The 23,687-nt window shown below is 61.0% G+C and carries 21 protein-coding genes; 9 read left to right on the top strand and 12 right to left on the bottom strand.

Translation table 11 applies throughout. The features are described 5' to 3' along the window. The first annotated feature begins 132 nt into the window (after positions 1-132). Positions 133-498: a hypothetical protein gene (locus ACYVHK_RS07665; protein ID WP_460529360.1), complete on the top strand. Its 366-nt coding sequence runs from the start codon at positions 133-135 to the stop codon at positions 496-498. 95 nt (positions 499-593) lie between these two features. On the opposite strand, the gene ACYVHK_RS07660 is transcribed toward ACYVHK_RS07665, so the two are convergent. Together ACYVHK_RS07660 and ACYVHK_RS07655 are read right to left on the bottom strand one after the other, a co-directional pair. After that, positions 594-1,166, bottom strand: a complete 573-nt coding sequence (locus tag ACYVHK_RS07660) for a flavodoxin family protein (protein ID WP_460529357.1) — start codon at positions 1,164-1,166, stop codon at positions 594-596. A gap of 185 nt (positions 1,167-1,351) precedes the next feature. Next, positions 1,352-2,635, bottom strand: a complete 1,284-nt coding sequence (locus tag ACYVHK_RS07655; RefSeq protein ID WP_460529354.1) for an HD-GYP domain-containing protein — start codon at positions 2,633-2,635, stop codon at positions 1,352-1,354. A 59-nt stretch (positions 2,636-2,694) separates the two neighbouring features. On the opposite strand from ACYVHK_RS07655, the gene ACYVHK_RS07650 reads away from it, so the two are divergent. Together ACYVHK_RS07650 and ACYVHK_RS07645 are read left to right on the top strand one after the other, a co-directional pair. Further along, positions 2,695-3,255, top strand: a complete 561-nt coding sequence (locus ACYVHK_RS07650; RefSeq protein ID WP_460529351.1) for a DUF1415 domain-containing protein — start codon at positions 2,695-2,697, stop codon at positions 3,253-3,255. 222 nt (positions 3,256-3,477) lie between these two features. Beyond that, positions 3,478-3,681, top strand: a complete 204-nt coding sequence (locus tag ACYVHK_RS07645) for a cold-shock protein (protein WP_331988447.1) — start codon at positions 3,478-3,480, stop codon at positions 3,679-3,681. A gap of 143 nt (positions 3,682-3,824) precedes the next feature. Here ACYVHK_RS07645 and ACYVHK_RS07640 read toward each other — a convergent pair whose 3' ends face one another. From ACYVHK_RS07640 to ACYVHK_RS07630, 3 genes are all read right to left on the bottom strand, one after another. Further along, positions 3,825-3,986 carry a hypothetical protein gene (locus ACYVHK_RS07640; protein WP_460529348.1) on the bottom strand — a complete coding sequence of 54 codons (162 nt, stop codon included), beginning with the start codon at positions 3,984-3,986 and terminating at the stop codon, positions 3,825-3,827. A gap of 12 nt (positions 3,987-3,998) precedes the next feature. Next, a complete protein-coding gene (locus ACYVHK_RS07635; RefSeq protein ID WP_460529345.1) occupies positions 3,999-5,381 on the bottom strand; it encodes a DEAD/DEAH box helicase in 1,383 nt (460 codons plus the stop codon). 593 nt (positions 5,382-5,974) lie between these two features. Further along, positions 5,975-6,460: an SRPBCC family protein gene (locus ACYVHK_RS07630; protein ID WP_460529342.1), complete on the bottom strand. Its 486-nt coding sequence runs from the start codon at positions 6,458-6,460 to the stop codon at positions 5,975-5,977. A gap of 105 nt (positions 6,461-6,565) precedes the next feature. Between ACYVHK_RS07630 and ACYVHK_RS07625 the strand changes: the two genes are divergently transcribed. Then, entirely contained in the window at positions 6,566-7,411 is an 846-nt protein-coding gene (locus tag ACYVHK_RS07625; RefSeq protein ID WP_460529339.1) for a substrate-binding periplasmic protein, read from the top strand. An 8-nt stretch (positions 7,412-7,419) separates the two neighbouring features. Here ACYVHK_RS07625 and rarD read toward each other — a convergent pair whose 3' ends face one another. Then, positions 7,420-8,304 (bottom strand): EamA family transporter RarD, encoded by an 885-nt coding sequence (gene rarD / locus ACYVHK_RS07620; protein WP_460529336.1) that lies wholly within the window; start codon positions 8,302-8,304, stop codon positions 7,420-7,422. A gap of 203 nt (positions 8,305-8,507) precedes the next feature. Between rarD and ACYVHK_RS07615 the strand changes: the two genes are divergently transcribed. The 3 genes from ACYVHK_RS07615 to ACYVHK_RS07605 all read left to right on the top strand — a co-directional run bounded on the left by ACYVHK_RS07615 (position 8,508) and on the right by ACYVHK_RS07605 (position 12,084). Beyond that, positions 8,508-9,617 (top strand): NADH:flavin oxidoreductase/NADH oxidase, encoded by a 1,110-nt coding sequence (locus ACYVHK_RS07615; RefSeq protein WP_460529333.1) that lies wholly within the window; start codon positions 8,508-8,510, stop codon positions 9,615-9,617. A gap of 94 nt (positions 9,618-9,711) precedes the next feature. After that, positions 9,712-10,566 (top strand): alpha/beta fold hydrolase, encoded by an 855-nt coding sequence (locus tag ACYVHK_RS07610; RefSeq protein ID WP_460529331.1) that lies wholly within the window; start codon positions 9,712-9,714, stop codon positions 10,564-10,566. A 51-nt stretch (positions 10,567-10,617) separates the two neighbouring features. Then, a complete protein-coding gene (locus ACYVHK_RS07605) occupies positions 10,618-12,084 on the top strand; it encodes a hypothetical protein (protein ID WP_460529328.1) in 1,467 nt (488 codons plus the stop codon). A gap of 8 nt (positions 12,085-12,092) precedes the next feature. On the opposite strand, the gene ACYVHK_RS07600 is transcribed toward ACYVHK_RS07605, so the two are convergent. From ACYVHK_RS07600 to ACYVHK_RS07585, 4 genes are all read right to left on the bottom strand, one after another. Beyond that, complete coding sequence (locus ACYVHK_RS07600) at positions 12,093-12,710, bottom strand: tetratricopeptide repeat protein (protein WP_460529325.1); 618 nt, start codon at positions 12,708-12,710, stop codon at positions 12,093-12,095. Positions 12,711-12,763: 53 nt separating this feature from the next. Further along, the gene (locus ACYVHK_RS07595) at positions 12,764-14,290 is read right to left on the bottom strand and encodes a methyl-accepting chemotaxis protein (RefSeq protein WP_460529322.1); all 1,527 of its coding nucleotides are present in this window, start codon (positions 14,288-14,290) and stop codon (positions 12,764-12,766) included. Positions 14,291-14,297: 7 nt separating this feature from the next. Continuing rightward, positions 14,298-15,911 (bottom strand): methyl-accepting chemotaxis protein, encoded by a 1,614-nt coding sequence (locus ACYVHK_RS07590; protein WP_460529319.1) that lies wholly within the window; start codon positions 15,909-15,911, stop codon positions 14,298-14,300. Between the two features lie 198 nt (positions 15,912-16,109). Beyond that, positions 16,110-17,885 (bottom strand): DEAD/DEAH box helicase, encoded by a 1,776-nt coding sequence (locus ACYVHK_RS07585; protein WP_460529316.1) that lies wholly within the window; start codon positions 17,883-17,885, stop codon positions 16,110-16,112. Between the two features lie 453 nt (positions 17,886-18,338). Here ACYVHK_RS07585 and typA point away from each other — a divergent pair, with 453 nt between their 5' ends. Further along, positions 18,339-20,156, top strand: a complete 1,818-nt coding sequence (gene typA / locus ACYVHK_RS07580; RefSeq protein WP_460529313.1) for a GTP-binding protein TypA/BipA — start codon at positions 18,339-18,341, stop codon at positions 20,154-20,156. Between the two features lie 147 nt (positions 20,157-20,303). Next, on the top strand, positions 20,304-21,365 hold the full coding sequence (locus ACYVHK_RS07575; RefSeq protein ID WP_460529311.1) for an acyltransferase family protein: 1,062 nt from the start codon (positions 20,304-20,306) through the stop codon (positions 21,363-21,365). Positions 21,366-21,389: 24 nt separating this feature from the next. On the opposite strand, the gene flhB is transcribed toward ACYVHK_RS07575, so the two are convergent. After that, complete coding sequence (gene flhB, locus ACYVHK_RS07570; protein ID WP_460529308.1) at positions 21,390-22,526, bottom strand: flagellar type III secretion system protein FlhB; 1,137 nt, start codon at positions 22,524-22,526, stop codon at positions 21,390-21,392. A gap of 62 nt (positions 22,527-22,588) precedes the next feature. Continuing rightward, positions 22,589-23,617, bottom strand: a complete 1,029-nt coding sequence (locus ACYVHK_RS07565) for a hypothetical protein (protein ID WP_460529305.1) — start codon at positions 23,615-23,617, stop codon at positions 22,589-22,591. Positions 23,618-23,687: the final 70 nt, after the last annotated feature.

The raw sequence follows: 23,687 nt of genomic DNA, 5'->3' as shown, positions 1-23,687 counted from the left end.
ATATGACGCAGTCATTGCGAGTGCGGGGGAGGACTCTCGGCTGGATGCTTTCCGCCGAACGGCCATGCAAAAGCGCGGAGCGTGAGCCATTTTTGTAGTGCGGATCTACACAAGAACAGAGGAGCTCGTCCCATGACACCCCATGCCGTGTCCACCGCCGAGACCGAGTCGCTGAGCTGGCTTATCTACCTCTATTTCTGGCCATTCTGGATGTTCAAGGACGTCAATCAGGGCAATCTGCTGGAGCAGGCTGCGGCCTATCGCTACAACCGCGAGAAGCGCATCTACCTGCCTAGCTATATCGTCAAATGGGCAGTGATCTTTTTTGTACTGCTGGGTGTGATTTTCCTGTTCGAAGCCCTGGGGCATGCCGGGGTGATGCTGCCGGTCGCCTCCAGCCTACTCGCCGGCGCCACCGGCATGTTCGCCAGCGGCGCTTTCGTGGTGACAATACAGATCACGGTGGCCTACTTGTTTTTGTGCCATTGGCGCTATTGAGGTCAGGAAGGTCATCACCGGTGACGATCATCAAAAGGAAAGGACGAGCCCTGGCTCGTCCTTTCTTTTTTCCGAAGCGGTGGGGTAAGCGCGCCTTAGCCTTTCACTTTGCCAGCGTAGGTGGCGACCCGGGCGCCAAATTGCCGAGCTGTTTCCAGGTCGCCCGGTAGTGGGCCCTCATCCGGGCTCGCATCGGAGGGGGACTGGGTCATCAGCCCACCAAACGAGCCGACATAGTTGAGGTCATTGCGCTGCGCCGCCTTGCTATTGGAAGGCATAAGGCCGGTGCCGACCCAGACCATGCTGTGCTGCATGGCAAGGGTCATGAGGTAGTGAAGGGTGGAGTGCTTGTCACCGTTCATGGTCGCCGAGTTGGTAAAACCGGCCGCAATCTTGTCTTTCCACTTCTGCGTAAACCAGGGCTTGGAGCTGGCGTCGGCGAATTTCTTAAACTGCCAGGACACGCTGCCCATATAGGTCGGGGAACCAAAAATGATGGCATCGGCGGCTTCCAGTGCCTCCCAGGCGCCATCCGGCAGGTTTCCTTCGGCATCGATGGCGTACAAGGTACTGCTGGCGCCGCTGCCCGATGCACCGGCGTGTACTGCTTCGGCGGCCTTCTTCGTGTGTCCGTAACCACTGTGATAGACGATGGCGATCTTGGCCATGACGAACTCCTTGGGTGGATGAAGCTGGGATAGGGTGGGCGGTTGCTGTCTGGGCTTGCCTGAACAGTATGGTTCGGCTTTGCCTGCGCTGAGCCACTATCTTTCGCGCCAATTCAATTTCTCCGACGCCCTTGCCATGCAGCGCCTGCATGGAGGGTGCGGCTGCCGGGTGCGCGTCGCGCTGCTCAGCCCGGCTGTGACGGCGTATTCACGGTGTCGCTGTAATAGGTCATGCGTTTGCGCGGATTCAGGTAGGCGAAGACCGGCTGTGGCAGCAGGCCCGGCCGTATGCTCTTGATGATATTGAGGTCCGCCTCGCTCTCCAGATCCAGGATGATCGCTTCGTGCTTGGGCACGCTGGGGTCATAGATCAATACCGTCGGTTTGAGCGGCTTGCTCGCATTCACCGCCATGACCAGTCCCAGCGCATTGTTGGAAAGCTGGACCAGTGTGCCAGGCGGGTAGACGCCCATGCAGCGTATGAAAATACCCAGCGCCTGCGGCTCAAAGCGTGCGCGCTGCTGGCTGAACATGTGCGCCAGCGCCTCGTAGGGGGTCAGCGAGTCCCGCGGGTTGGGCTTGTTGCACAGGTTGTCATACTCATTGACGATGGCGACCAGCCGCGACAGCGGCAGGATTTCTTCGCCTCGCAGTGCATGGGGGTAGCCACTACCATCCATGTATTCATGATGCTGGAACACGATAGCCAGCGCCTCCGGTGTCAGATTCAGCTTTTTGCCGATATCCAGCCCGAAGTTGGTATGCCGCATCATCAGGTCTTGCTCGCTGGGGCTCAGCGCCTCAGCCTTCTGCAGCAGTTGGCTGGGTAGTTCCACCTTGCCGATGTCGTGGAACAGCGCGCCCATGCCCAGTTCGGTCAGTTGCTCGCGGCTCATGTTCAGCTGCTTGCCCAGCATCATCGCCAGTACGGCAACATTAAGCTGATGGAAGTACACCTCCTCGCCACCGAGCTTGTCATTCATCAGATGAATGGCGATGTCCCGGTCCGTGAGCATGGAGTCCACCAGCCCCTCGATCAGCGCGGCAGCTTCCGCCATTGACTCGCCTGGTCGGGCGAACAAGTTGCGCGTGATGGTCTTGAGGGCGCGCGCCGCGCCCTGGAACTTGCGTTCGCACTCATTGAGTGCGGCGCGGTGCTGGGTCAGGCGTTCAACCCGGACGCGCTTGGCGACAATCGCTGCATCGAGGTTGGCTTTGGGCGCTGACGGCGTTGCTGCATCCGGCTCCGCAGGGGCGGGCAGGGGTTTGGCGGCGCTCCGCTTGGTATCAATGCGGATGCGATCCAGCCCCAGCGAGCGCAAGGTGTCGATCTGTTCCTGCTTGGTTATCTTGAACTGATTGAAGGTGAACGGGTGCGCGAGCCAGTCAAGCTCCAGGCGCACGTACAAACCCACGCAAAGCTGCGATGGGTGGATATAGGTGGGTTGATTTGAGTTGGGTGTAGTCATGAGGGTCTACGGCAGCTTAGGCGATAGAATAGCAAGCCTGACCTTCTTTATCTTGCGCCATGAGCAATCCACACGACACCATAATCGCTGCAACCCAGGACTGGCTTGAAAAAGCCGTCATCGGGCTGAACCTCTGCCCCTTCGCCAAGGCGGTCTATATCAAGAACCAGGTACGCTTTGTGGTGAGCGAGGCCCGAAATCTGGATCATCTGCTGGAGGATCTTGATCGGGAGCTGGTGCTCCTGGCAGAGACGGACCCGGAGTCGGTCGATACCACGCTGCTGATCCATCCCTGGATCTTGAATGACTTCCTCGACTACAACGAGTTCCTCGATGTTGCCGATGGCGTGGTGGCCGAGCATGACCTTGAAGGGCTGATCCAGATTGCCAGCTTCCACCCTGACTATCAGTTTGAGGATGCCGAGGCTGACGATATCAGCAACTTTAGTAATCGCTCGCCGTACCCAACGCTGCACCTGCTGCGTGAAGCCAGTATTGATAAGGCGGTCGCCGCCTTTCCCGACGCCGCCGCCATATTCGAGAAAAACATTGCGATGCTGCGGGAGCTGGGGCGCGAGGGCTGGGATGCGCTCGGCCTGCAGAAGCCTGATGCAGGCTAGTTTTCCGGCCGTTCATGCTTGTTAGGGTATGACCTAATATCAGGGACTTGCCGCCGCATTGCAGAAATGCTTTGCAATGTGCCGGGTAATAGCGTACAAAGCGCGCTGCAGGCAGTTCAAGTAGTAGGTCACAGGCAGTTCTCGTACCCTTGCGGTATCCCGATTCGCCCCCCTTTGTTTGACGTCCGCATTTTTTACTTTATTTCCAACAAGGAAAGCATCATGGCAACCGGTACCGTTAAGTGGTTCAACGACTCCAAGGGCTTCGGCTTCATCACTCCTGACGAAGGCGGCGACGATCTGTTCGCGCACTTCTCGCAAATCCAATCGAACGGCTTCAAGTCCCTGCAAGAAAACCAGAAGGTCGAGTTCGACGTGACCACTGGCCCTAAGGGCAAGCAAGCCTCCAACATCAAGCCCGTCTAATTTAGACCGCTTGTCGTTGTAGAAAGAACCCGGCTCCGGCCGGGTTTTTTATTGCCTGACTCCGGGGCGGTTCGCCCGGAACGGCAGGTAAGAAAAAAGGCCGGTGCGCATCGCACCGGCCTTTTTCATGATTGCCTGGCTTGTTACTTGGGGGCTTTCTTGAGCAGCGCGCCGATCAGGCCCTTGGGCTGTTCATTTGCGGCCTGGCCGGTAGAGGCCTTGCCGAAACGATCAGGCACGCCGGACTTGGCAAGCTTCTCGTTGATCTTCAGGCCACGCAGCTTTTCCAGATCAGTCTTCTTCATCGTGTGCTTTCCTTAGTGGTGACGGCCAGTTGGGCGGCGACCGACGCCGGGGCCGCGGCTATTGTGATTGCCGGCCTGTGCTACCGGCTGGCGTGCCTGGCCATTGCCTTGGGCTTTGGGGGCTTGCTCGCGACGGTTGCCGCCGGCGTTGCTGTTGCCATTGCCACCCGGGCGAGGGGCGCCACGGCCTTGACCCTGACGACCGCCGCCACCGCTCGAGCGTTGCTGGATGGGTTCGGGCTTGATGCTGGGATCAGGCTCGAAGCCAGGAATCACCACCTTGGGCAGTTCGCGCTTGATCACGCGTTCAATATCGGCCAGCAGCTTCTTTTCGTCTACACAGACCAGCGATACGGCTTCACCTTCGGCGCCGGCGCGACCGGTGCGGCCGATACGGTGCACGTAGTCCTCGGGAACGTTGGGCAGCTCGTAGTTCACCACGTGTGGCAACTGGTCAATGTCGATGCCGCGGGCGGCGATATCAGTCGCCACGAGGACCTGCAGGCTGCCATCCTTGAACTCGCTCAAGGCGCGGGTGCGGGCGCCCTGGCTCTTGTTGCCGTGGATCGCCATGGCGCTGATGCCATCTTTTTCCAGCTGCTCCGCCAGGCGGTTGGCACCGTGCTTGGTCCGGGTGAACACCAGGACCTGGAACCAGTTGTGCTCCTTGATCAGGTGGGCGAGCAATTGGCGTTTGCGATCACGGTCGACGGGATGAATCGTCTGGGCGATGGTATCGGCCGTCGCATTGCGGCGGGCGACCTCAATCAGCTCCGGCGTCTTCAGCAGGCCGTCGGCCAGGGCCTTGATCTCGTCAGAGAAGGTGGCCGAGAACAGCAGGTTTTGCCGGTCACGCGGCAGCAGGGCCAGGATTTTCTTGATGTCGCGGATGAAGCCCATGTCCAGCATGCGGTCGGCTTCGTCCAGTACCAGGATCTCGACCCGGCTCAGGTCCAGCGTACCTTGCTGGACATGATCGAGCAGGCGGCCAGGCGTGGCGACCAGGATGTCGACCCGGCTGCGCAGTTGCTTGATCTGCGGGTTGATGCTGACACCGCCGAACATGGTCATCGAGGTGAGCTTCAGATACTTGCCGTAGTTCTGGACCGATTCCTCGACCTGGGCGGCCAACTCACGGGTTGGCGTGAGGATCAGGGCGCGGACGGGTGGGCGGCCTTCCGACGGACCCTTGCTGGCGCGGTTGGCCAGACGATGCAGTATGGGCAGGGTAAAGCCGGCGGTCTTGCCGGTACCGGTCTGGGCACCTGCCAGCAGGTCGCGGCCGGTCAGTACGGCGGGAATGGCCTGAGCCTGGATGGGGGTGGGCTCGGTGTAGCCGAGTTCGGTCACGGCGCGAACGATATCGTCCGACAGGCCGAGCGAAGCAAAAGACATGTGGAACTCCTAGTGATCGGCGCAGGCGCTACGCGGCAGGAACGCAAACAACGAGCGTGCCGGGCACTGTCTGAACCAGATCGGGTGTATGTCGGCCCTGCCAATGATAGGCAGCAGTCTTAGGCGTGTGACAAACGGGATGTGTGGGTTGAGCGTGGGCGCGAAGACTGGTGCACGCCCTCAACACCGCATTGTAGCAGGATGTTACGTCCCCATGTTTCGGGTGGTACTTCCATGTTTGGTAACATTCCTGTAAAATCAGTAGATTACGCTGATAAGGCGTGAAAAGCGCGGCGCCAATGGGGTGCCGTGGGCCGGAGCAGGCGAGGTACACATTGGCTGTGTGCCTGTGGCCGGTGGTTGTCGTTGAAATAAGGCAAGGGTTGCAACCGCCCGCGTACAGCTACCGTTCTGGCCTCATCGCTAGTAACGGGACGCCGAAAGTGAAAGGAGCGTTCAAAATGGGTTGGCTAGTCTACCTGTTCCGACGTTAAGTCGTTTTCCTGCGTCAGCAGGGGTCCCGACGAAAAGCCGCGAGTGCCTAGGGCCCGCGGCTTTTTTTATGCCTATCCTGCTGCGCAGGCAGGACGTCGCTATGCTTCCAGTTCGCCGGTTTCCTGCAGTTCCCGTATCCAGCGTACGGCATCCACATCGGTATCCCGATAGGCCGACTTGATGAAGTCGGCGTAGTAGGCGTCGCCAGCCTCGCTATCCATGGCGCCGGATTCCGGCAGCGAGGTGGTATAGCCAAAGCGGACAAACAGGTCGCCAGGATTGGGTTCTTCGATCGTCATGGTGAAACTGCCACCCTGGTGTTGATCGCTGGGGGCGGTCTGAAAATGGATCCGGTGCTCATGCTCCAGCGTGATGTGGTCCTGCACGCGCAGCGTGCCCAGCATTATTTCCCGCTTCAGCCAGCCATCGCCGCGTGCCAGGATGGTGACCTGTTCCACATTGACCAGAAACTCCTGAGGTTGCTCCACCCGGCGCATCAGGCCGCGCCACAGCTGGCTGCGGCTCATGGGCGACAGCAGCGGCTCGTTGGGATCGTTGATCTGTATCAGATGTTCATAATGCATGGTGGGATGCCTGAATTCGAGAATGCTCAATTATAGGGCGGCTTGGCTTCGCTATAGTGAGTGAAGCGGAACGGGGTCTGGGTAGCTACGGCAGAAAGGGAGTGGATGCGTATCGTGCTTTGGGGTCTGTGCTGGTGGCTAAGCGCTCTAGTTGGTGCCGTACCGCTGATATATCAACGGCACCAGGCCAACGATGATCCGCAACTGGCCTATATGCTGGCTGTGCTGGAGCTGGCGGTCCAGGAAAGCGGTACGGATTACCAGCCTCAACCGAGCAGGCTGGTGATGGTGCAAAGCCGCGCCCTGGACGAAATCCGCCGTAATAGCGGGCAGGTCGATCTGATCTGGACCATGACCAATGTGGAACGCGAGCGGGACCTGCTGCCTATCCGGATTCCACTGGATCGTGGTCTCATCGGCTGGCGCCTGGCTTTGCTCAAGCAATCCCGCCTGCCGGAATTTGCACGCGTAAATAGCCTGGCCGGCCTCAGAAAGTACCGGGCAGGTCAGATGCATGACTGGCCGGATACGGCGATCCTGCGCAGCAATGGCCTGCGAGTGGAGGCGACTGACCAGTACGAAGGGCTGTTCAAGATGCTGGCAGCCGATCGCTTCGACTACTTCCCGCGCTCCCTGATCGAGATCAAGGGGGAGTGGCTGGCTCACAGCCAGATGGGCCTGGCGGTCGAACCACATTTGTTAATCCGCTACCCCGCCGCCTTCTACTTCTTTGTCAGCAAGGAGCGCGCGCAGCTCGCCAGGGATTTGGAGCGGGGACTGGAAAAGGCCATACGCGACGGCAAGCTGCAGGCGCTCTTCAACACCCACTTCGGTGCCGTGCTGAAAGACCTCAATATTGCCGGACGGACCGTCATCGAGCTGCGCAACCCGCAGTTACCGCCCTTGACGCCGCTGAAGCGACAGGAGCTGTGGTACCGGCCCGGCGAATAGGGCGTACCTCAGGCTGCGACGAGCTTTTTCCGGCGGCTCACCACGAAACCTTCCAGCGTGTAGAGCGCCAGTGCTGACCAGATCAGGGCGAAGCCGACCAACTTGCCCTGGTTGAAAGGTTCATGCCAGACGAACACGCCCAGTGCCATCTGTAGCGTCGGGCCGATGTACTGCAGCAGGCCGAGCAAAGACATCGGTATCCGCCGTGCGCCCGCGGCAAACAGCAGGAGCGGAATCGCGGTTATGGGGCCGGCGGCGATCAGCAGCCAATGGGTCTGCATATCGCCATTCACAAAGCCGCTGTTACCGTGCGCTGCCAACCAGCCGATATACAGGGCCGCAAAGGGTGTCAGCAGCAGCGTCTCAAGCGACAGCCCCTCCAGGGCGCCCAGGGGGGCCGTCTTGCGTAGGAGGCCGTAGGTGCCGAAGCTGGCCGCAAGGGCCAGGCCGATCCAGGGCAGTTGCCCTGCCAGCACGGTCAGCCAGATCACACCAAGGGCTGCCACGGCGATGGCTGCCCATTGGGTACGCCGCAACCGCTCATGCAGCAGGAAGTAGCCGAACATGACATTGACCAGCGGGTTGATGAAATAGCCCAGGCTGGCATCCACCACGCGCCCATCGTTGACAGCCCAGATATAGATGAACCAGTTGATGGAGAGCACCGCGGCGCTGGCGACAAACCGGCCCACGACCTTGATGTCCGTCAGGGCCGGCTTGAGCCAGCTCCAGTGCTTACGCACGTAGAGCACGCCGACCAGGAAGACCAGCGACCAGACCATGCGATGCATCAGTATCTCCAGGGCCGGTACGTGCTTCATGGCCTTGAGATAGAGTGGCAGCAGGCCCCAGATGAAATAGGCGGCTGCTGCGTAAAGTATGCCGGTGCGCATGGCGTTGCCTTTGGGTCCGAGTCTAAGGGGCGAGGAGGGGAGGCTGGCATCATCGCTCACCCGCACGCATGGCGCACGATACACGGTCCTGTGCACCTCGCTGACTGTCACGGTCATTTTGCCCGGCCAATTGTCGGCCCGGACTTGGAACTGGCCCACGCTGCCCCCAACTAAGCAGCTAGTGAAATTGCATTGGAGTCACCATGTCCCGCCTGTTCCAGCCCTTGACCTTGCGCCAGCTTACGCTGCCTAATCGCATTGCCGTCTCCCCCATGTGCCAGTACTCCGCTCGTGACGGCATAGCCAACGACTGGCATCTGGTCCACCTGGGTGGTTATGCGATCGGCGGTGCGGGGTTGGTGATTTCAGAGGCCACCGCCGTGACCGCTGACGGCCGCATTAGCCCGCAGGACCTGGGTATCTGGTCAGACGAGCATATCGAGCCGTTGGCACGTATCACACGTTTCATTCGCTCCCAGGGCGCCGTCGCCGGCATACAGTTGGCCCATGCCGGTCGCAAGGCCAGCTGCCACCGTCCCTGGTCGGGTAGTGGCGCTGTCAGCGTAGAGGAGGGCGGCTGGGTGCCGGTTGCACCTTCGGCGATCCCGTTTGCAGATCACTACCCCAAGCCGGTGGCGCTGGATGCGGCGGGCCTGGTGGCGATCAGGCAGGCGTTTGCCGATGCCGCTGAGCGCGCGCTACGTGCGGGCTTCCAGGTGATTGAAATCCATGCGGCACATGGCTACCTGCTGCACCAGTTCCTCTCGCCCCTGAGCAATCAGCGTACCGATCAATACGGTGGCAGCTTTGAGAACCGCATCCGCTTGCTGCTGGAGACCGTGACAGCGGTTCAGGCTGTGTGGCCCAGGGAGCTGCCGCTACTGGTGCGCGTCTCCGCGACCGACTGGGTGGAAGGTGGCTGGACGGCGGACGAGACCGTGCTCCTTGCCGAGCGATTGAAAGCGATCGGTGTCGACCTGATCGACGTATCGTCGGGCGGTAGCGCTGCCCACGCGAAGATTCCCGTTGGGCCGGGTTATCAGGTGGATTTCGCCGCGCGTATCCGGCGAGAGACCGGCGCGGCAACCGGGGCTGTAGGGATGATCACGACCTCGGAGCAGGCCGAGCGCATCGTGCAGGATGGCCAGGCGGATCTGATCCTGCTGGGGCGGGAGTTGCTGCGCGACCCGCAATGGCCCTTGCGTGCGGCGGCGGAACTTGAGGCAACCGCCTACTGGCCGCCGCAGTATCTTCGCGCCGCACCTGCCGGTAGTCTGCAGCGCGACACGTTTGACTATGCCAATGGCGCCTAACCGGGCATCCTGATGTTGGGAGCGCTGCTGCTTCCGCAGCCAGCGAGTTGCATGAGGGCTATAAAGGAATTTTCCAACTGACTGGAGTTTGCCGATGTCCGCACCCCGTCTCTCCCATGTACTTGTTGGCCGCGAAAGCGGCATCTATAAGATGGCTTATCGCGAATGGGGTGATGCGGCCAACCCGAGGGTGCTGGTATGCGCACATGGCTTGACGCGCAACGGCCGGGACTTCGAGTATCTCGCTGCCGCGCTGGCCGCAGATTTTCGGGTCGTGGCTCCGGATGTCGTGGGGCGAGGCGACAGTGACTGGTTGCGTGATCCGATGGGTTATCAGATCCCGCTCTATGTCCAGGACATGCTGGTATTGATCGCTCGCCTGAACGTTCCTACCGTGCATTGGATGGGAACGTCGATGGGGGGCTTGATCGGCATGGTTCTGGCGGCCATGCCGGGCAGCCCGGTCCAGCGCATGGTGCTCAATGATGTGGGACCACTGCTGGCCGCCAGCGCGCTCGCGCGTATTGGCGAATATCTGGGCAAGGCCCCGCTCATGCCGACAAGAGAAGCTGCCGAGGCCTATATACGCGCGGTGTCGGCGCCTTTCGGCCCTCACGATGACGCGCAATGGCGCTTTTTGACCGATGTGATGCTGAAACCTGACAACGGTGGTTGGCGTTTGAATTATGATCCTGGCATAGCTGCGCCATTTCATGCCGGAGCCAACGGGTCGGATGTCGATCTCTGGCCCTTGTATGAGAGTATCCGTTGCCCGGTATTGCTGACGCGCGGTGCGCTGTCCGACCTGTTGTCGGCAGAGACCGCCAAGGCGATGAGCGAACGTGGACCACGGGCAACGCTGACGGAGTTTGCCGGTGTGGGGCATGCTCCCACCTTTTTGCATGCCGACCAGATTTCAGTGGCCGCAGACTTTCTGCGGGGTAACTAGCTTGTGAGCGCGCCACGCTCATGCAATATGTGCTGATGGTTCGCCAAATTCATGTTTGAACGCATTTTCCCCACTTTTCAGCCCAGCGCACCCAGCAAGACCCTGCGCAACGTGCTGGATCAGCTGCCGGGTCAGCCCATGATCAACGCACTGGATGCGTTGTACGTGGCATTGCGGGAAAGCCTTGCCATTTCACCGAGCGGGCCCGCGGCCCGCAAACTCATCGACGCCATTGCGCCCACGGCCTGGGAGTGGGCGGAGCGCGCGATGGCCGAATTGGCCAAGGATGAGGACAAGCCGGTCAGGCGGGATCTGATCGGCAAGCGGCTGGCCTTGCTGGCCGACCAGTTGGCCAATGCCTGCTATGTCGAGGCGGTGCGCGAATCGGCCCAATTGCAAAAAGGCAGTGGACGTGTCGGCGAGCTGAGCGATTGGGCGGCCAGTCATTTTCGCTGGCTGGGTCTGGCGCATACCGCCAGGGCGTTGCTGGACCCGCGTCGGGCCCATCTGCAATGGGATGGGCTGGTCAGTCTTTTCCTGGCGCTGGTACGGCACGGTGCTATACCCAGCAGTGAACAGCTTGCCGATGCCGAGCCCGCCTTGTCACTGTCCTACCTCTTACTGAGCCACGATGCCTTCATGGTGGTGGACGCGGCGGAAGTGGCGGTGACCGCAAGGGCCTGCTGGCAACTGGCACCGATACTGCGGCTGGCGGCCGATTTCCACCGGGCCACGCCGCTGGTGATGGATGTCGAAGCCGATGAGTCGAGTCGTCTGGTCGGATGGGGCGGCCCGAGCCCGGAAATCCCGGCGCTTTGCTATGGCTTGGCGGATGTTGCGAAACAAGCTGCAGCCTTGCAGGCCGAGTGGCGGGATGGCAAGCCCATCCCCTGGCTGGTACCGACTGGCCTGCCAACCGATTTGCTGGAGCGCCTGGCGCAATCCTGGACCGGGCGGCGCGGACGTTGCCCCAACCCGGCCGCGGCCAGCCATGGCGAAGCGCGTGTGGCGCTCGATTTCATGCGGATACGCGGGCTGCTGGGCCAGAAAGGCGACAGGCTGCCCAGCAATGATCCCTATTTGTTCACCGGCCGGATCGAAGATGTCGACGAATCGGGTATCAGCCTGATCCTGCCGGCTGAAGTTGGCCCCTTGCTGGCTCAGGGCGTCATGGCCTTGAATATCGGCAACCGTGGCTGGTGGCTGGCTCGGCCTGCCAGGGCGGAAAAGGAACTCAACGGCGACCTTTTCCTGGCCGCCCGCTGGCTTGGGCAGGATGCCGAGTCCATACGCCTGACCCCGGCCAAGCGATCGGGCATACGTGCCCTCTATGTCAAACCCGGATCGTCTAATGGCTACGTGCCATGCGTGGTGGTGGACTATGGAAATCTGACCGGCGTGCCTTGCCTGGCTGATCTGACCGTCGGCCCCACCTTGCTGCTGCTCGGGGAGGCGGACTCACTGGGGACGGCACTCTGGCGGTATACCTGCAAGCCGGTCAGCGTCCCTTCAAGCTGAGCATCGGTCTAGCGGCGGGCAAGCGCTTCCGCTTTCAACTTTGCCGTAATGTCTCCCTGCCGTGCCGCTGCGCCGTACCACATCAGGGCCTGGCCCCGGTCTATGGCAACGCCGTCGCCTGACTCGTACAGGGAGGCGATCAGGTATTGCGCTGCCATATCGCCACCCTCTGCTGCTTTTTCATACCAGTGTGCAGCCTGGGCCATGTCTCGTGTCGTGCCGCGGCCGAGAAAATACTGAGTGCCCACGCTGAGTTGGGCTGCGGTGTGGCCGGATCGGGCGGCCTTGAGGAACCAGCGCGTCGCGTCAGGCTGGGATCGCACTACGCCTTCGCCATTCTCGTAGGCGATGCCCAGCACATAGGCTGCTTCAGGTAGGCCGGCGGTGGCCGCCTTGCTCAACCAGTCCTGCCAGTTATCCTTTGTCGTGCCGCCTTCCCCACGTTTGAGCATCATGGCGTAGTTGAACTGGGCCAGTGCGTTGCCATGTTCGGCCAACTGCCGGTAGCGACGTAGGGCCGTGGCATGGTCCTGCCTGGCATAGGCTTGCTCGGCATCGTTGATTGGCGTCGCGGATACGGGCCAGGCGATCAGGGCGAAGGGAAGGGACCAGATACAAAAGCGCATAGTGATGTCCGCGTAGCTGCGATGGGGACTTGGTCGGGCAGGGCTGGTTCTTCTTACTCGTGGCCGGGGCGCAACTGGAAGTACGCTACCTGGCGCCGCAGAGCCTCCGCCAGCATGCTCATTTCCTCGGCCGTCTTGGCCAATTCCTCTGCCGTTGCGCTATCGCTTTCCGAGGCCCGGGCGAAGCGGGTGACCGCATCGCTGATATGTTGGGTGCCGCTGTCTTGCAGCTCGGTTGCCTGAGCGACCTCGCTCGCCCTCAAGGCGGCGTCACCCATCACCTTGTGCAGTTCGTCGAACTCCCCCGCGGCCTGTTCGGCCATCGCCGCGATACTGCGGGTGAGTGAATCGACTTCCGCTGCTGCCGCTTGGCTGCGCTGCGCCAGCTTGCGCACTTCGCTGGCCACGACAGCAAATCCCCGGCCATGCTGGCCCGCCCGGGCGGCCTCGATCGTGGCGTTGAGTGAGAGCATATTGGTCTGGTAGGCGATGTCCTCGACCAGACCCAGCAACTGGCTGATACGTTGCATCTCCTGGCTGGCCCCCAGCGCGAGGTCTATTCCATGGCGAGTGCGTGTCGTCGCCCGCTGGGTCAGTTGGGAGCTGGCGGTAGCGCTTTCCCGAGCATGCCGCACGCCAAAGCAAATCTGCCGCAAGGCTGATTGGGTCTCTGCGAGGCTGCTGGCCAGTTGCGTGCTCTGTTCCCGCAGCAGTTCCGTATTCCCGGCAATCTCTGCGGCGTGATTCTCGAGCGCCAGGCTACCTTGGCGTATCTCTCCCATCACGCTACACAGTTGGGTACGCATGGCAGCAACGGTGGCCAGCAGGCTATGTTGATCCCCCTGCTTCAGCACGGGCGTGGTCATCAGGTTGCCGGCGGCAAGTTCACGCAAAAGTTGCTGGACGACGGCCGGTTCGCCACCAAGCTGGGTATGGAGACGGCGCCAGGCCAGCCAGCCGGCCAATACGAGGAGCAGTGGCCCACCAGCGGCGAGCAGGGCGATCTCCTGCTGGCCTTGCGACATGGCCTGCTCTGCCTCCCGCTCGCGCTGTTGCTGGTAGGCTGTCGCATGTTCGACCAGTACCGCGACCCCACGTTGATGCTGGGCAAACAGCTGGTTGAGTTCGTCACGTATCGTTGCGGCTGCTTCCGTATCATTTTGTGCCAGGGCGGGTAGGTAGCGTTGCTCCAGCACGTCCAGATAGCGCTGTGCGGCAGGGGTCGCCTGTTCGTTCAGCGCGGCAAGCAAGGCGGGGGGTAGGCTGTCGGCTTGCCAATGCTGCAGGCGGACACGGTAGCGCCTTATTCCTTCGCGCAGTTGTTCTATCCGGGCAGGGTCGGGTGCGGACTGCAGCTCATAGCTGGTCAGCTGGGTTTCAACCAGGTAGAGCGGCGGGGGCAGCACATCGGCCACCAGGTCCTTGGCGACGACGATGTCCCGGTAAAGCGGACCGCCGACACTGAGGCGACTGGTTTCCAGGCAGACCACCGTGCCCAGCAGTACCTGAACGGCTATCAGTACGGCAAAGAATAGCCACAGGCTACGTTTCAGGCTGGGCAGGCGGCGGGCTGAGGTCATCGGGTGCCTAGTTGTAGCGGAAGTGATGGACTTCGTCCTGCAGTCGGTGGGTCAATCCCCCCAAGGTGGCTGCCGTCCTGCTCATGGTAGCAACCGCGGCGGTATTTTCCTCGCTGAGCTGGGCCACCCGTTCCACCTGCTGCGCAATCTGCTGGGTACCCGCCTTGTGCTCATGCAAGGCCTCGGCAATGCTGGCGATGGCCTCTTCGCTACGCCCTATGCCCTGCGAGATGGCCGCAATGGATTCGCCGGCCTCCACGGCCAGACCCGCGCACTCATGCGCCCGCTCCACGGTCAGCGACATGGCGGCGACGGCCTCCTGGCTGTTGTGGCCGATCTGTACCACCATGCGCTGGATATCAACGGTCGCACCTGCGGTGCGTTCTGCCAGCTTGCGTACTTCATCCGCCACCACGGCAAAGCCCCGGCCCTGCTCTCCGGCCCGGGCCGCCTCGATGGCTGCGTTGAGGGCCAGCAGATTGGTCTGGTCGGCCACGTCCTTGATGACGCTGACGATGGAGGTGATGCTCATCGCATCGTTACCCAATGTCGTTACCTTGTCCGAGGCGGAGGCCACGGCGCTGTCGATCTCGCTGATGTGACTCACAGTCGACATGATGCGTGCAGAGCCTTGCTCGGCCTGCTGGCGCGTGGATTCTCCCAGTACATGCGCTTCTTGGGCATTGTCTGCGACATGGGCAATGCTGACGGTCACCTGCTCCACCGCGGCGGCCATGGAACTGGTGGCTTCGGAGCCCATGCTGGAGGCATCGGCGACCTGTTCGGTCGTGATCGCCAGTTGCTCCGCTTCCTGGTTCACCGTGTCTACCGCCTCTGCCACCGTCCGCACCAGCCCCTGCATATTGTCGACCAGGGTGTTGTAGGCCCGGGCGATGCTGTCGATTTCGTCATCTCCGGCGACCGTGGCCCGTAGTGTCAGGTCATTCTTGTCGCGTGCGTTGCGCAAGGTATTGCGCAGGTCGGCAATCTTGCCGTTCATGCCAATCAGCAACCAGGCGGACACACTGCTTGCCAGCAGCAGCGCGCCGATCAGGATGCCGATGGTGAGCGTACGGGTATGGGCGTAGTCGGCCTGGGCAACTTCGTAGCTGTTCTTTGCTTCCCGCAATTGCAGGTCGACCAAGTCGGATATCGCCCCGGTCAGGGGGTCTATCGTTGCGTAGAGCGACTGCCGGGCCAGCGCGTCGATGCCCGCGGCATCCTGTGCGTTGACCAACTGATCGAGCTGGGTTGCCAGGGCATCGGCCTTTTTCATGCCGGCTTCGGCTTTCGCAACCAACTGCTTCTCCTCATCGGTCAGCTCTGTTGCCACGTAAGCCTTCCACTGCTCGGCGATTTTTGCCCTTGCCTGGGCGTATTTCTGCTTGGCTGCGGCCCAATCAAGCTGTTTGTGGTTCAGCTTGTGCGTGGTATCGACAATGTTGACCGCATACATGTCCGATACGATCTTGAGCTGATTGAGCGGGACCACTCGGTCGTTATAGGTGCTGGCAAAGTGCTGATTGGTATTGGCCAGCTTCATCAGATTGTTGATGCCCATCAACAGCATCAATGCGAGCAATCCCCCGACCAGCAGGATCAATTTTGTGCGCAAGGTCATGATATGCCGCTCCACTCATTGTTATTTTCCCACCTCCATCAGGTCTGTTCTTGTGTACGGCAGGATGCCTCGGCATCCACTTCCTTATGAATATATAGCTCATCTGCGGCATGGCTTGGCGGCCAGGGTTGCAGCCTGTCGCAGAAATGAAAAAAGCCACCTCGATCGAGGTGGCTTTTGAGCGGAGTACGTCTTGGCTTAATCGAAATCGCGATTGCCGAAGGACGGACGACCACCAGGGCGCTTGGCGCCGCCGTTGCCGCCGCCATTGCCACGGTTGTCACCGCCGCCGCTGCGACCGAAACGCTGGCCGCCGTTGCCATTGCCGCCACCTTGCGGACGGCTGCTATTGCCAGCACCCTTGCGGTTGCCGTTTTCGAACGGGCTGTGCAGGGTCAGGCGGGGTTGCTCGGCGTAGACGGTCGAGTCCGATTCCAGGCCCTTGAAGCTGGCGCGGTTACCGCGGTTGTCACGGTCGGCAAAGTTGCCACGGTTGTCGCGATCACCACCGAACGGCTTGCGATCACCAAAGCTGCGGCCTTCGCCAGCCGGCTTGCGGCTGTTGAAACCGTCGCGGTTACCGAAATTGTCGCGGTTGCCCGCGTTGTCGCGGTCGCCAGTGTGGGCAGGGCGGTCGCCAAACGACTTGCGCTCGCCGAAGGACTTCTCACCGAACGGCTTGCGGTCGCCAAAAGACTTCTCACCAAACGGCTTGCGCTCGTCAAAGCGCTTGCCGCCGTCACGCGGACGATCACCGAACTTGCGCTCACCGCCACGCTTGTTGTCGCCAAAGCGACCGGCACCACCACTGCTTGGACGCGGTTCGAAACGCGCTTCCAGGCCTTCCAGTTGGTACGGGTTCAGCTTGCGGCCAACGAACTTCTCGATGCGACGCAGTGCAGGGACTTCATGCTTGGCGGCGAAGGAGATGGCGATACCATCGCGACCGGCGCGGCCGGTACGGCCGATACGGTGGACGTAGTCTTCTGCGAACTTGGGCAGGTCGAAGTTCACCACGTGGGTGATGCCGGCAACGTCAATACCGCGAGCGGCAACGTCGGTGGCAACCAGTACGTCGATCTCGCCCTTCTTCAGGCGGGCCAGGGTACGGGTACGTTCGCGTTGCGGCATGTCGCCGTGCAGCGCTGCGGCCTTCTTGCCTTGACCCAGCAGGCGGTCGGACAGATCGGCAGCGTCGAGCTTGGTGGCGATGAAGATGATGGCCTGGCCGACAGCTTCGTCTTCCAGGATGCGATCCAGCAGCTTGGCCTTGTGGGTGATGTCGTCAGCGTAGTGCAGCTTTTCAACAATCTGTTCCTGGCGCTTGGGCGGCGGAGCGATTTCGATGCGTTCCGGATTGTTCAGCAGCGACTGGGCGATCGTGGCGATATCACCGTCCAGCGTGGCCGAGAACAGCGCAGTGACGCGTTCCTTCGGCAGCTTGGTGGCAATATGGGCGATGTCGTCGCGGAAGCCCAGATCCAGCATGCGGTCGGCTTCGTCCAGGACCAGCATTTCAAGGCGGCCCAGGTCGATACGGCCACGGTCCATCAGGTCGATCAGGCGGCCAGGGGTGGCGACCAGGATTTCAACCGGGCTGGACAGCAGTTTGATTTGCAGCGGATAAGGCATACCACCAACCACGCTCACAACTTTGGCGTGACGGATCTGCTTGCCGTAGGTTTCAGCAGCTGCCTTGATCTGGGCTGCCAGTTCACGGGTAGGGGACAGAACCAGGATGCGGGGGCCGCGACCCGGCTTCTCAGTCTTCTCGGTCAGGAAGTTCAGTGCCGGCAGCATGAAGGCTGCGGTCTTGCCAGTACCGGTAGCGGCAGAGGCCATCACGTCGCGGCGTTGCAGCAACATGGGAATGGCGGCGGCTTGTACGGGGGTCGGTTCGGTGTAACCCGAGGTGATCAGGGTTTCAAGAATAGGCTGGGCAAGGCCGAGGTCGGCAAAAGAAACTTGAGTCAAAGCGTTTTCCTAGGTGGATGCTTCCGCTGCCTGTTCAAAGGCAAACGGGATAGCGCACGAACCCGAGCATACCGCCATGACCTTTTGGAGAGCCCCGTATGACTGGGCTGACAGGCAAACCTGTCCAGCAAGGCGAGCGCGGAGATTCGTAATTTAAAGCCCGTCTAAAAACGGGCGAACAAAGCTGAGATCGGCAGGGCCGGAGATACAGGCTGATATGCGGATCGGCAGCGCCAACATCGACGCTAACCGAAAGAAGCGCCAAAACGTTACTACTGCGGCGGCGCGGAGGTCAGGTATCGATGAACATTGCAGCATGTTCTGATGCAACGGCGCGCATTATGCTGAAAACAAACGGAAAACACAAAGACTTTCTGAAGAGATTGTGCAGTGCAGTAGTGGCAACGTGTTAAGATTCCGGGTTTCCAGAATCGAACTAGACAGGTTTCTACTATGAGCCGCGCACTACGCAACATCGCCATCATCGCCCACGTTGACCACGGTAAGACTACGCTTGTGGACCAACTGCTGCGCCAATCCGGTACTTTCCGCGACAACCAGCAAGTGGACGAACGCGTGATGGATAGCAACGATCTTGAAAAAGAGCGCGGCATCACGATTCTGGCCAAGAACACTGCCATCGATTACGAAGGCACCCATATCAATATCGTCGACACCCCGGGCCACGCCGACTTCGGCGGCGAAGTGGAACGCGTTCTGGGTATGGTTGACGGCGTGCTGCTACTGGTGGATGCAGTTGAAGGTCCGATGCCGCAAACCCGTTTCGTGACCAAGAAGGCCCTGGCCCTCGGCCTGCGCCCCATTGTCGTGATCAACAAGGTTGACCGTCCGGGTGCGCGCCCCGACTGGGTTGTGGACCAGACGTTCGACCTGTTCGACAAGCTCGGCGCCACCGACGAGCAGCTCGACTTCCCCATCATCTACGCATCGGGCCTGAACGGCTTTGCCAAGATGGAACTGGCGCACGAGTCCGACAATATGCGTCCGCTGTTCGAGACCGTGCTCAAGCACGTTCCGACCCCTCCGGGTAACCCGGATGCACCGCTGCAGCTGCAACTGGCTGCGCTAGACTACTCGACCTACACTGGCCGCCTTGGCGTTGGTCGCGTGCTGAACGGCCGTATCAAGCCAGGTCAGCAAGTTGTCGTGATGAACCATGAAAAGCAGGTCGCCAGCGGCCGTATCAACCAGGTGCTGGGCTTCCAGGGTCTGGATCGCGTGCCGGTGGAAGGCGCCGAAGCAGGCGACATCATTATCATCTCCGGCCTGGACGATATCGGTATCGGCGTCACCATCTGTGACAAGGAAACCCCGGTTGGCCTGCCGATGCTGATGGTGGACGAGCCGACGCTGACCATGGACTTCATGGTGAACTCCTCCCCGCTGGCCGGTACCGAAGGCAAGTTCGTGACCTCGCGCCAGATTCGCGACCGCCTGACCAAGGAACTGCTGACCAACGTGGCCCTGCGTGTTGAAGATACCGGCGACGCCGACATCTTCCGCGTGTCCGGCCGTGGCGAACTTCACCTGACCATCCTGCTGGAAAGCATGCGTCGCGAAGGCTTTGAAATGGCTGTCGCCAAGCCGCGCGTCGTCTACAAGGAAATCAACGGCGAGAAGTGCGAGCCGTACGAAAACCTGACCATCGACCTGGAAGACGAACACCAGGGCGGCATCATGGAAGAAATCGGTCGTCGCCGTGGCGAACTGACCAATATGGAATCGGACGGCCAGGGTCGTACCCGCCTGGAATATCGTATTCCTGCCCGTGGCCTGATCGGCTTCCAGTCCGACTTCATGACCATGACCCGTGGTACCGGCCTGATGAGCCACGTGTTCGACGACTACGGTCCGGTCAAGGCTGACCTGCCGGGTCGTCATAACGGCGTGCTGATCTCGCAAGAGAACGGTGAAGCCGTGGCCTACGCCCTGTGGAACCTGGAAGATCGTGGCCGCATGTTTGTCAGCCCTGGCGACAAGCTGTACGAAGGCATGATCATCGGTATCCACAGCCGTGATAACGACCTGATCGTGAACCCGATCAAGGGCAAGAAGCTGACCAACGTCCGTGCCTCCGGTACCGATGAAGCCGTTCGCCTGACCCCGCCGATCAAGCTGACCCTGGAGTCGGCTGTGGAATTCATCGATGACGACGAACTGGTGGAAATCACCCCCGTCAGCATCCGTATCCGCAAGCGTCACCTGAACGAACACGACCGCAAGCGCGCTACCCGCACTTCGGAAGGCTGATTGTTCAGTCAGCTCAGCACCACGGAAACGGCAGCCCGCTTGGGCTGCCGTTTTTTGTTTGGGGTATGCTGGCGGCCGTGCTGACGGGCAGATCTGTCGTACACCGTACTAAATAAGAACACACCAAAATATAGAGGGGATGGGGTAGTGCAGCTGAGCAACTGGTGGCGTAGCAAACCTGGGGGCCATAATCGTGCCGTGGGTGGCCCGGATCACTTTGATTACTTTGATGGCTGGCGCGGGCTTGCCATCACCTTGCTGCTGATCGGGCATTTCCTGCCTGTCCCCGGCCTCAATCTCGGCGCAGTCGGCGTGAGCCTGTTCTTTGTACTCTCCGGTTATTTCATGGCCCAGTTGCTGTTCGTCAAGCAGACCGGTCTGCCCACATTCTATCGACGCCGTATCTCCCGCATTCTTCCGGCTCACCTGTTCTTTATCGTTGCCGTGTCCGTCTTCTACGGTGCCACGGGACGGACCGTCGACTGGGGTGAAACGCTGGCAGCGCTGTTCTTCCTCAACAATTACTTTCCGGGCGAGCCGGGCAACGCCAGCATGCCTTTTGGCAATATCTGGTCATTGGCTGTGGAGGAGCATAGCTACCTGCTGCTGTCCGTCGTGGCACTCTTGGTGCGACAGCGCGGACTCAGCGCCAAATGGATGATCAGCATCCTGGCTGTCTGCTTCTCGGCCATGGGTTTCTGGTACTGGGCGCACTATGACGGCCGCACGCTGGATTTTGGCAAATGGCTGCATACCGAAGTATCGGCCTATGGGATCTTCGCTTCGGCAGCCATCCTGCTGTGGCTGGGGGGGAGGCGACCGGCCATGTCGGTAGCGGTCTTCCTGCTGTTGATGTCGGCGGGGCTGCTATTGCACTGGTGGTCGGTACCCGGTCCTGTGCGAACGACAGTGGGGGTAGGAATGTTTGCCCTGGCGGTGAATCTGCTGCCGAATGCAGCCAGCCCCATCAAGTACCTGCTTGCGATCAGGCCGCTCAGGTATATGGGTCTTTGGTCGTTTTCCCTCTACCTTTGGCAGCAGCCTTTCTATCTGGCCACCCATCACGGCTTGATCCCGCTCTATTGGGCGATCCCGTTGGCGCTCGCCTGCGGCATTGCGTCCTACTACCTGCTCGAAAACCCGCTGCGCCTCTACCTCAACCGGGTGTGGGGTGCGCCAAGGGCCCGCCACCTGGGGTTGCAGGGCTAATACATTGAGCGCCGAGACGGGGCGTCAGGCTTCGCCGCCAGGGTCCAGATCATCCGGTACCGGCAGCTTGTCGGCCAGGGTGGGTTCGTGACCGCCGTAGCGCTTGTATTGCTGCAACTGCATGATGTAGGCCAGCACTTCGGCGACGGCGGAATACAGCGCACTGGGAATATCGGCACCCAGGTCGGCATGGTGGTAGAGCGCACGGGCCAGGGGGGGGGTGCGCAGGATGGGAACCTTGTTTTCCTTGCCCAGCTCGATGATACGTTCAGCCAGCAGGAACGAGCCCTTGGCGATCACCTGCGGTGCCTTCATCTTCTCGTCATAGCGCAAGGCCACCGCGTAGTGGGTGGGGTTGGTGACGATCACATTGGCCTTGGGTATCTCCGTCATCATGCGCTGTCGGGCCGCCTGCATCTGCAGCTGGCGGATCTTGGCCTTGACCTGCGGATCACCGTCCGATTCCTTGTTTTCCTGCTTTACCTCTTCCTTGGTCATGCGCAGGTTGCGCTTGTAGTCCCAGAGTTGATACGGTACATCGATGAGCACCAGGACCGCCATGGAGCCCACGACCATCAGCATGGTGAATTTGATCAGTTCGAAAAGGTAGGCCAGGCTCTCGAAAGGCGACATGGCGACGAGGTGGACCACCTCCGCCTTCTCCGACCAGATGGTGGCAACGGCAACCCCGCCGATCAGACCGGATTTCAGGATGGCTTTGACCATCTCGACAATGCTGCGCACCGAAAAAATGCGTCCAATGCCGGTCATAGGGTTGAGCTTGCTGAACTTGGGGGCGATGGCGTCCCAGGTAAAGAGCCAGCCGGAAAGTATGATGGAAGCCAGGATGGCGGCGATGGCAATGGCGCCTGCAAAGGGCAGGACAGCCATCAGGGCATCGAACGAAGCTTGCGAGAAATGTGCGAGTAACTGGTCGATATCATCCAGCGTGGCACGATCAAAGGTCAGGTTGTTGACCATCACGCGCTTGAGCGAGTCAAACATGGCGCCGCCCATGCTGATCATGGCGACGACAGCCGTCATGAGCACCGAGAAGGTGACCAGCTCCTGCGAGCGCGCGATCTGACCCTTGGCCCGGGCATCCTCCAGTCTTCGGGGACTGGGGTCCTCTGTCCGTTCCTGGTCGCTATCTTCTGCCATGTGGGCGACTCATCTGCGGTTGATATGACAAGGCCGCCTTGCGGCGGCCTCGTTTCCTGGCCTTACTTGGCCCGGACGATCAGGTTGGCAATCGCAACCTGACTGACCCGAACCAGGTCGCTGGGCTTCTGCCGGATCATGTCGGCGTAGCTCGCATTCTGCTTGACGAAGCTCTCGACGACCAGCCAGCCCGCGTAGCGGGCGAGGGCGATGTTCTCACCAGAATAGGACGAGAGCACGCTGCTGTCAGCCAGCTTGTCGATCATGTTCTTCAGATCGGTCTTGCGGGCATCCTTGGCCTTGGCCAACTGCTCGGTCGTGAGGCCCAGGTAGACTTCCAGCGGCTTGCCGGGGACGACGGCTTGCAGCGCGTGGGCATAGGCACCCTCTGCAATCAGGAGTTCTGCCAGGTTGCGCGGCTGGGCACCGAAGGCGGCGCTCTTGTCCAGCATCAGCCGGCCCATGATCTTTGCCAGCGGCAGTGCGCGCGTTGCGGCGTCGACTTCCAGCGGTACATAGATATTGGTGCGATCCGTATCCGGTTCGCTCCACACCTTGCCATCGAACAGGCCAACGTAGGTGATGTAGCGAATCGACAGTGGCTTGTCGAGGCCGAATTGCGCCGCCATGTTCTGGCTCATCTCGGACAGCTCGGTCGCCACGCCGTCAAAGCCGGTCTTGATCTGGGGGGCGACGGCAGCGTAGCGTGGCCAGGCATTGTTCAGCAGCGGACGCGTTGCATCGTTGCCGGTCAGCGGGGCAAAGTCATAGCCCAGCTTGTAGAAACGCCAGCGGCGATCTTCTTCGGTTTCCATCGGGACGGGCGGCGCGGGCGGCGTAGCCGGGGCCGCAGCTTGCTTGCCATCGGCGCTTGGTGCGGGCGTGGGTGCCGGTGGCGGGACGGGCATGGGGCGGCTTGCCGCCTCGTAGAAGTCCATGAAGCGGCCGGAAAAATCACGGACCTTCACGTCAATGACGGCGGGTGCCTTCTGAGCGGCGGGGGCGGCAGTCTTGCCGGGCTTGGTGGCGGCGGCTGCGTAGCTCGTGCTGCCGATGGCAGCCAGCGTGGCGGCCAGAATCAGGTGACGCATGGAATCTCCACTACGAATGGGTGTGCTGCTCGCCACGGCCGGGCGAGGTCGGCGGCATTCTACCCGCCGT

It is taken from the genome of Chitinimonas naiadis, assembly GCF_054780835.1.
Note: the sequence above shows the minus strand (reverse complement) of the source record. Positions and strands in the feature narration are given on the sequence as shown.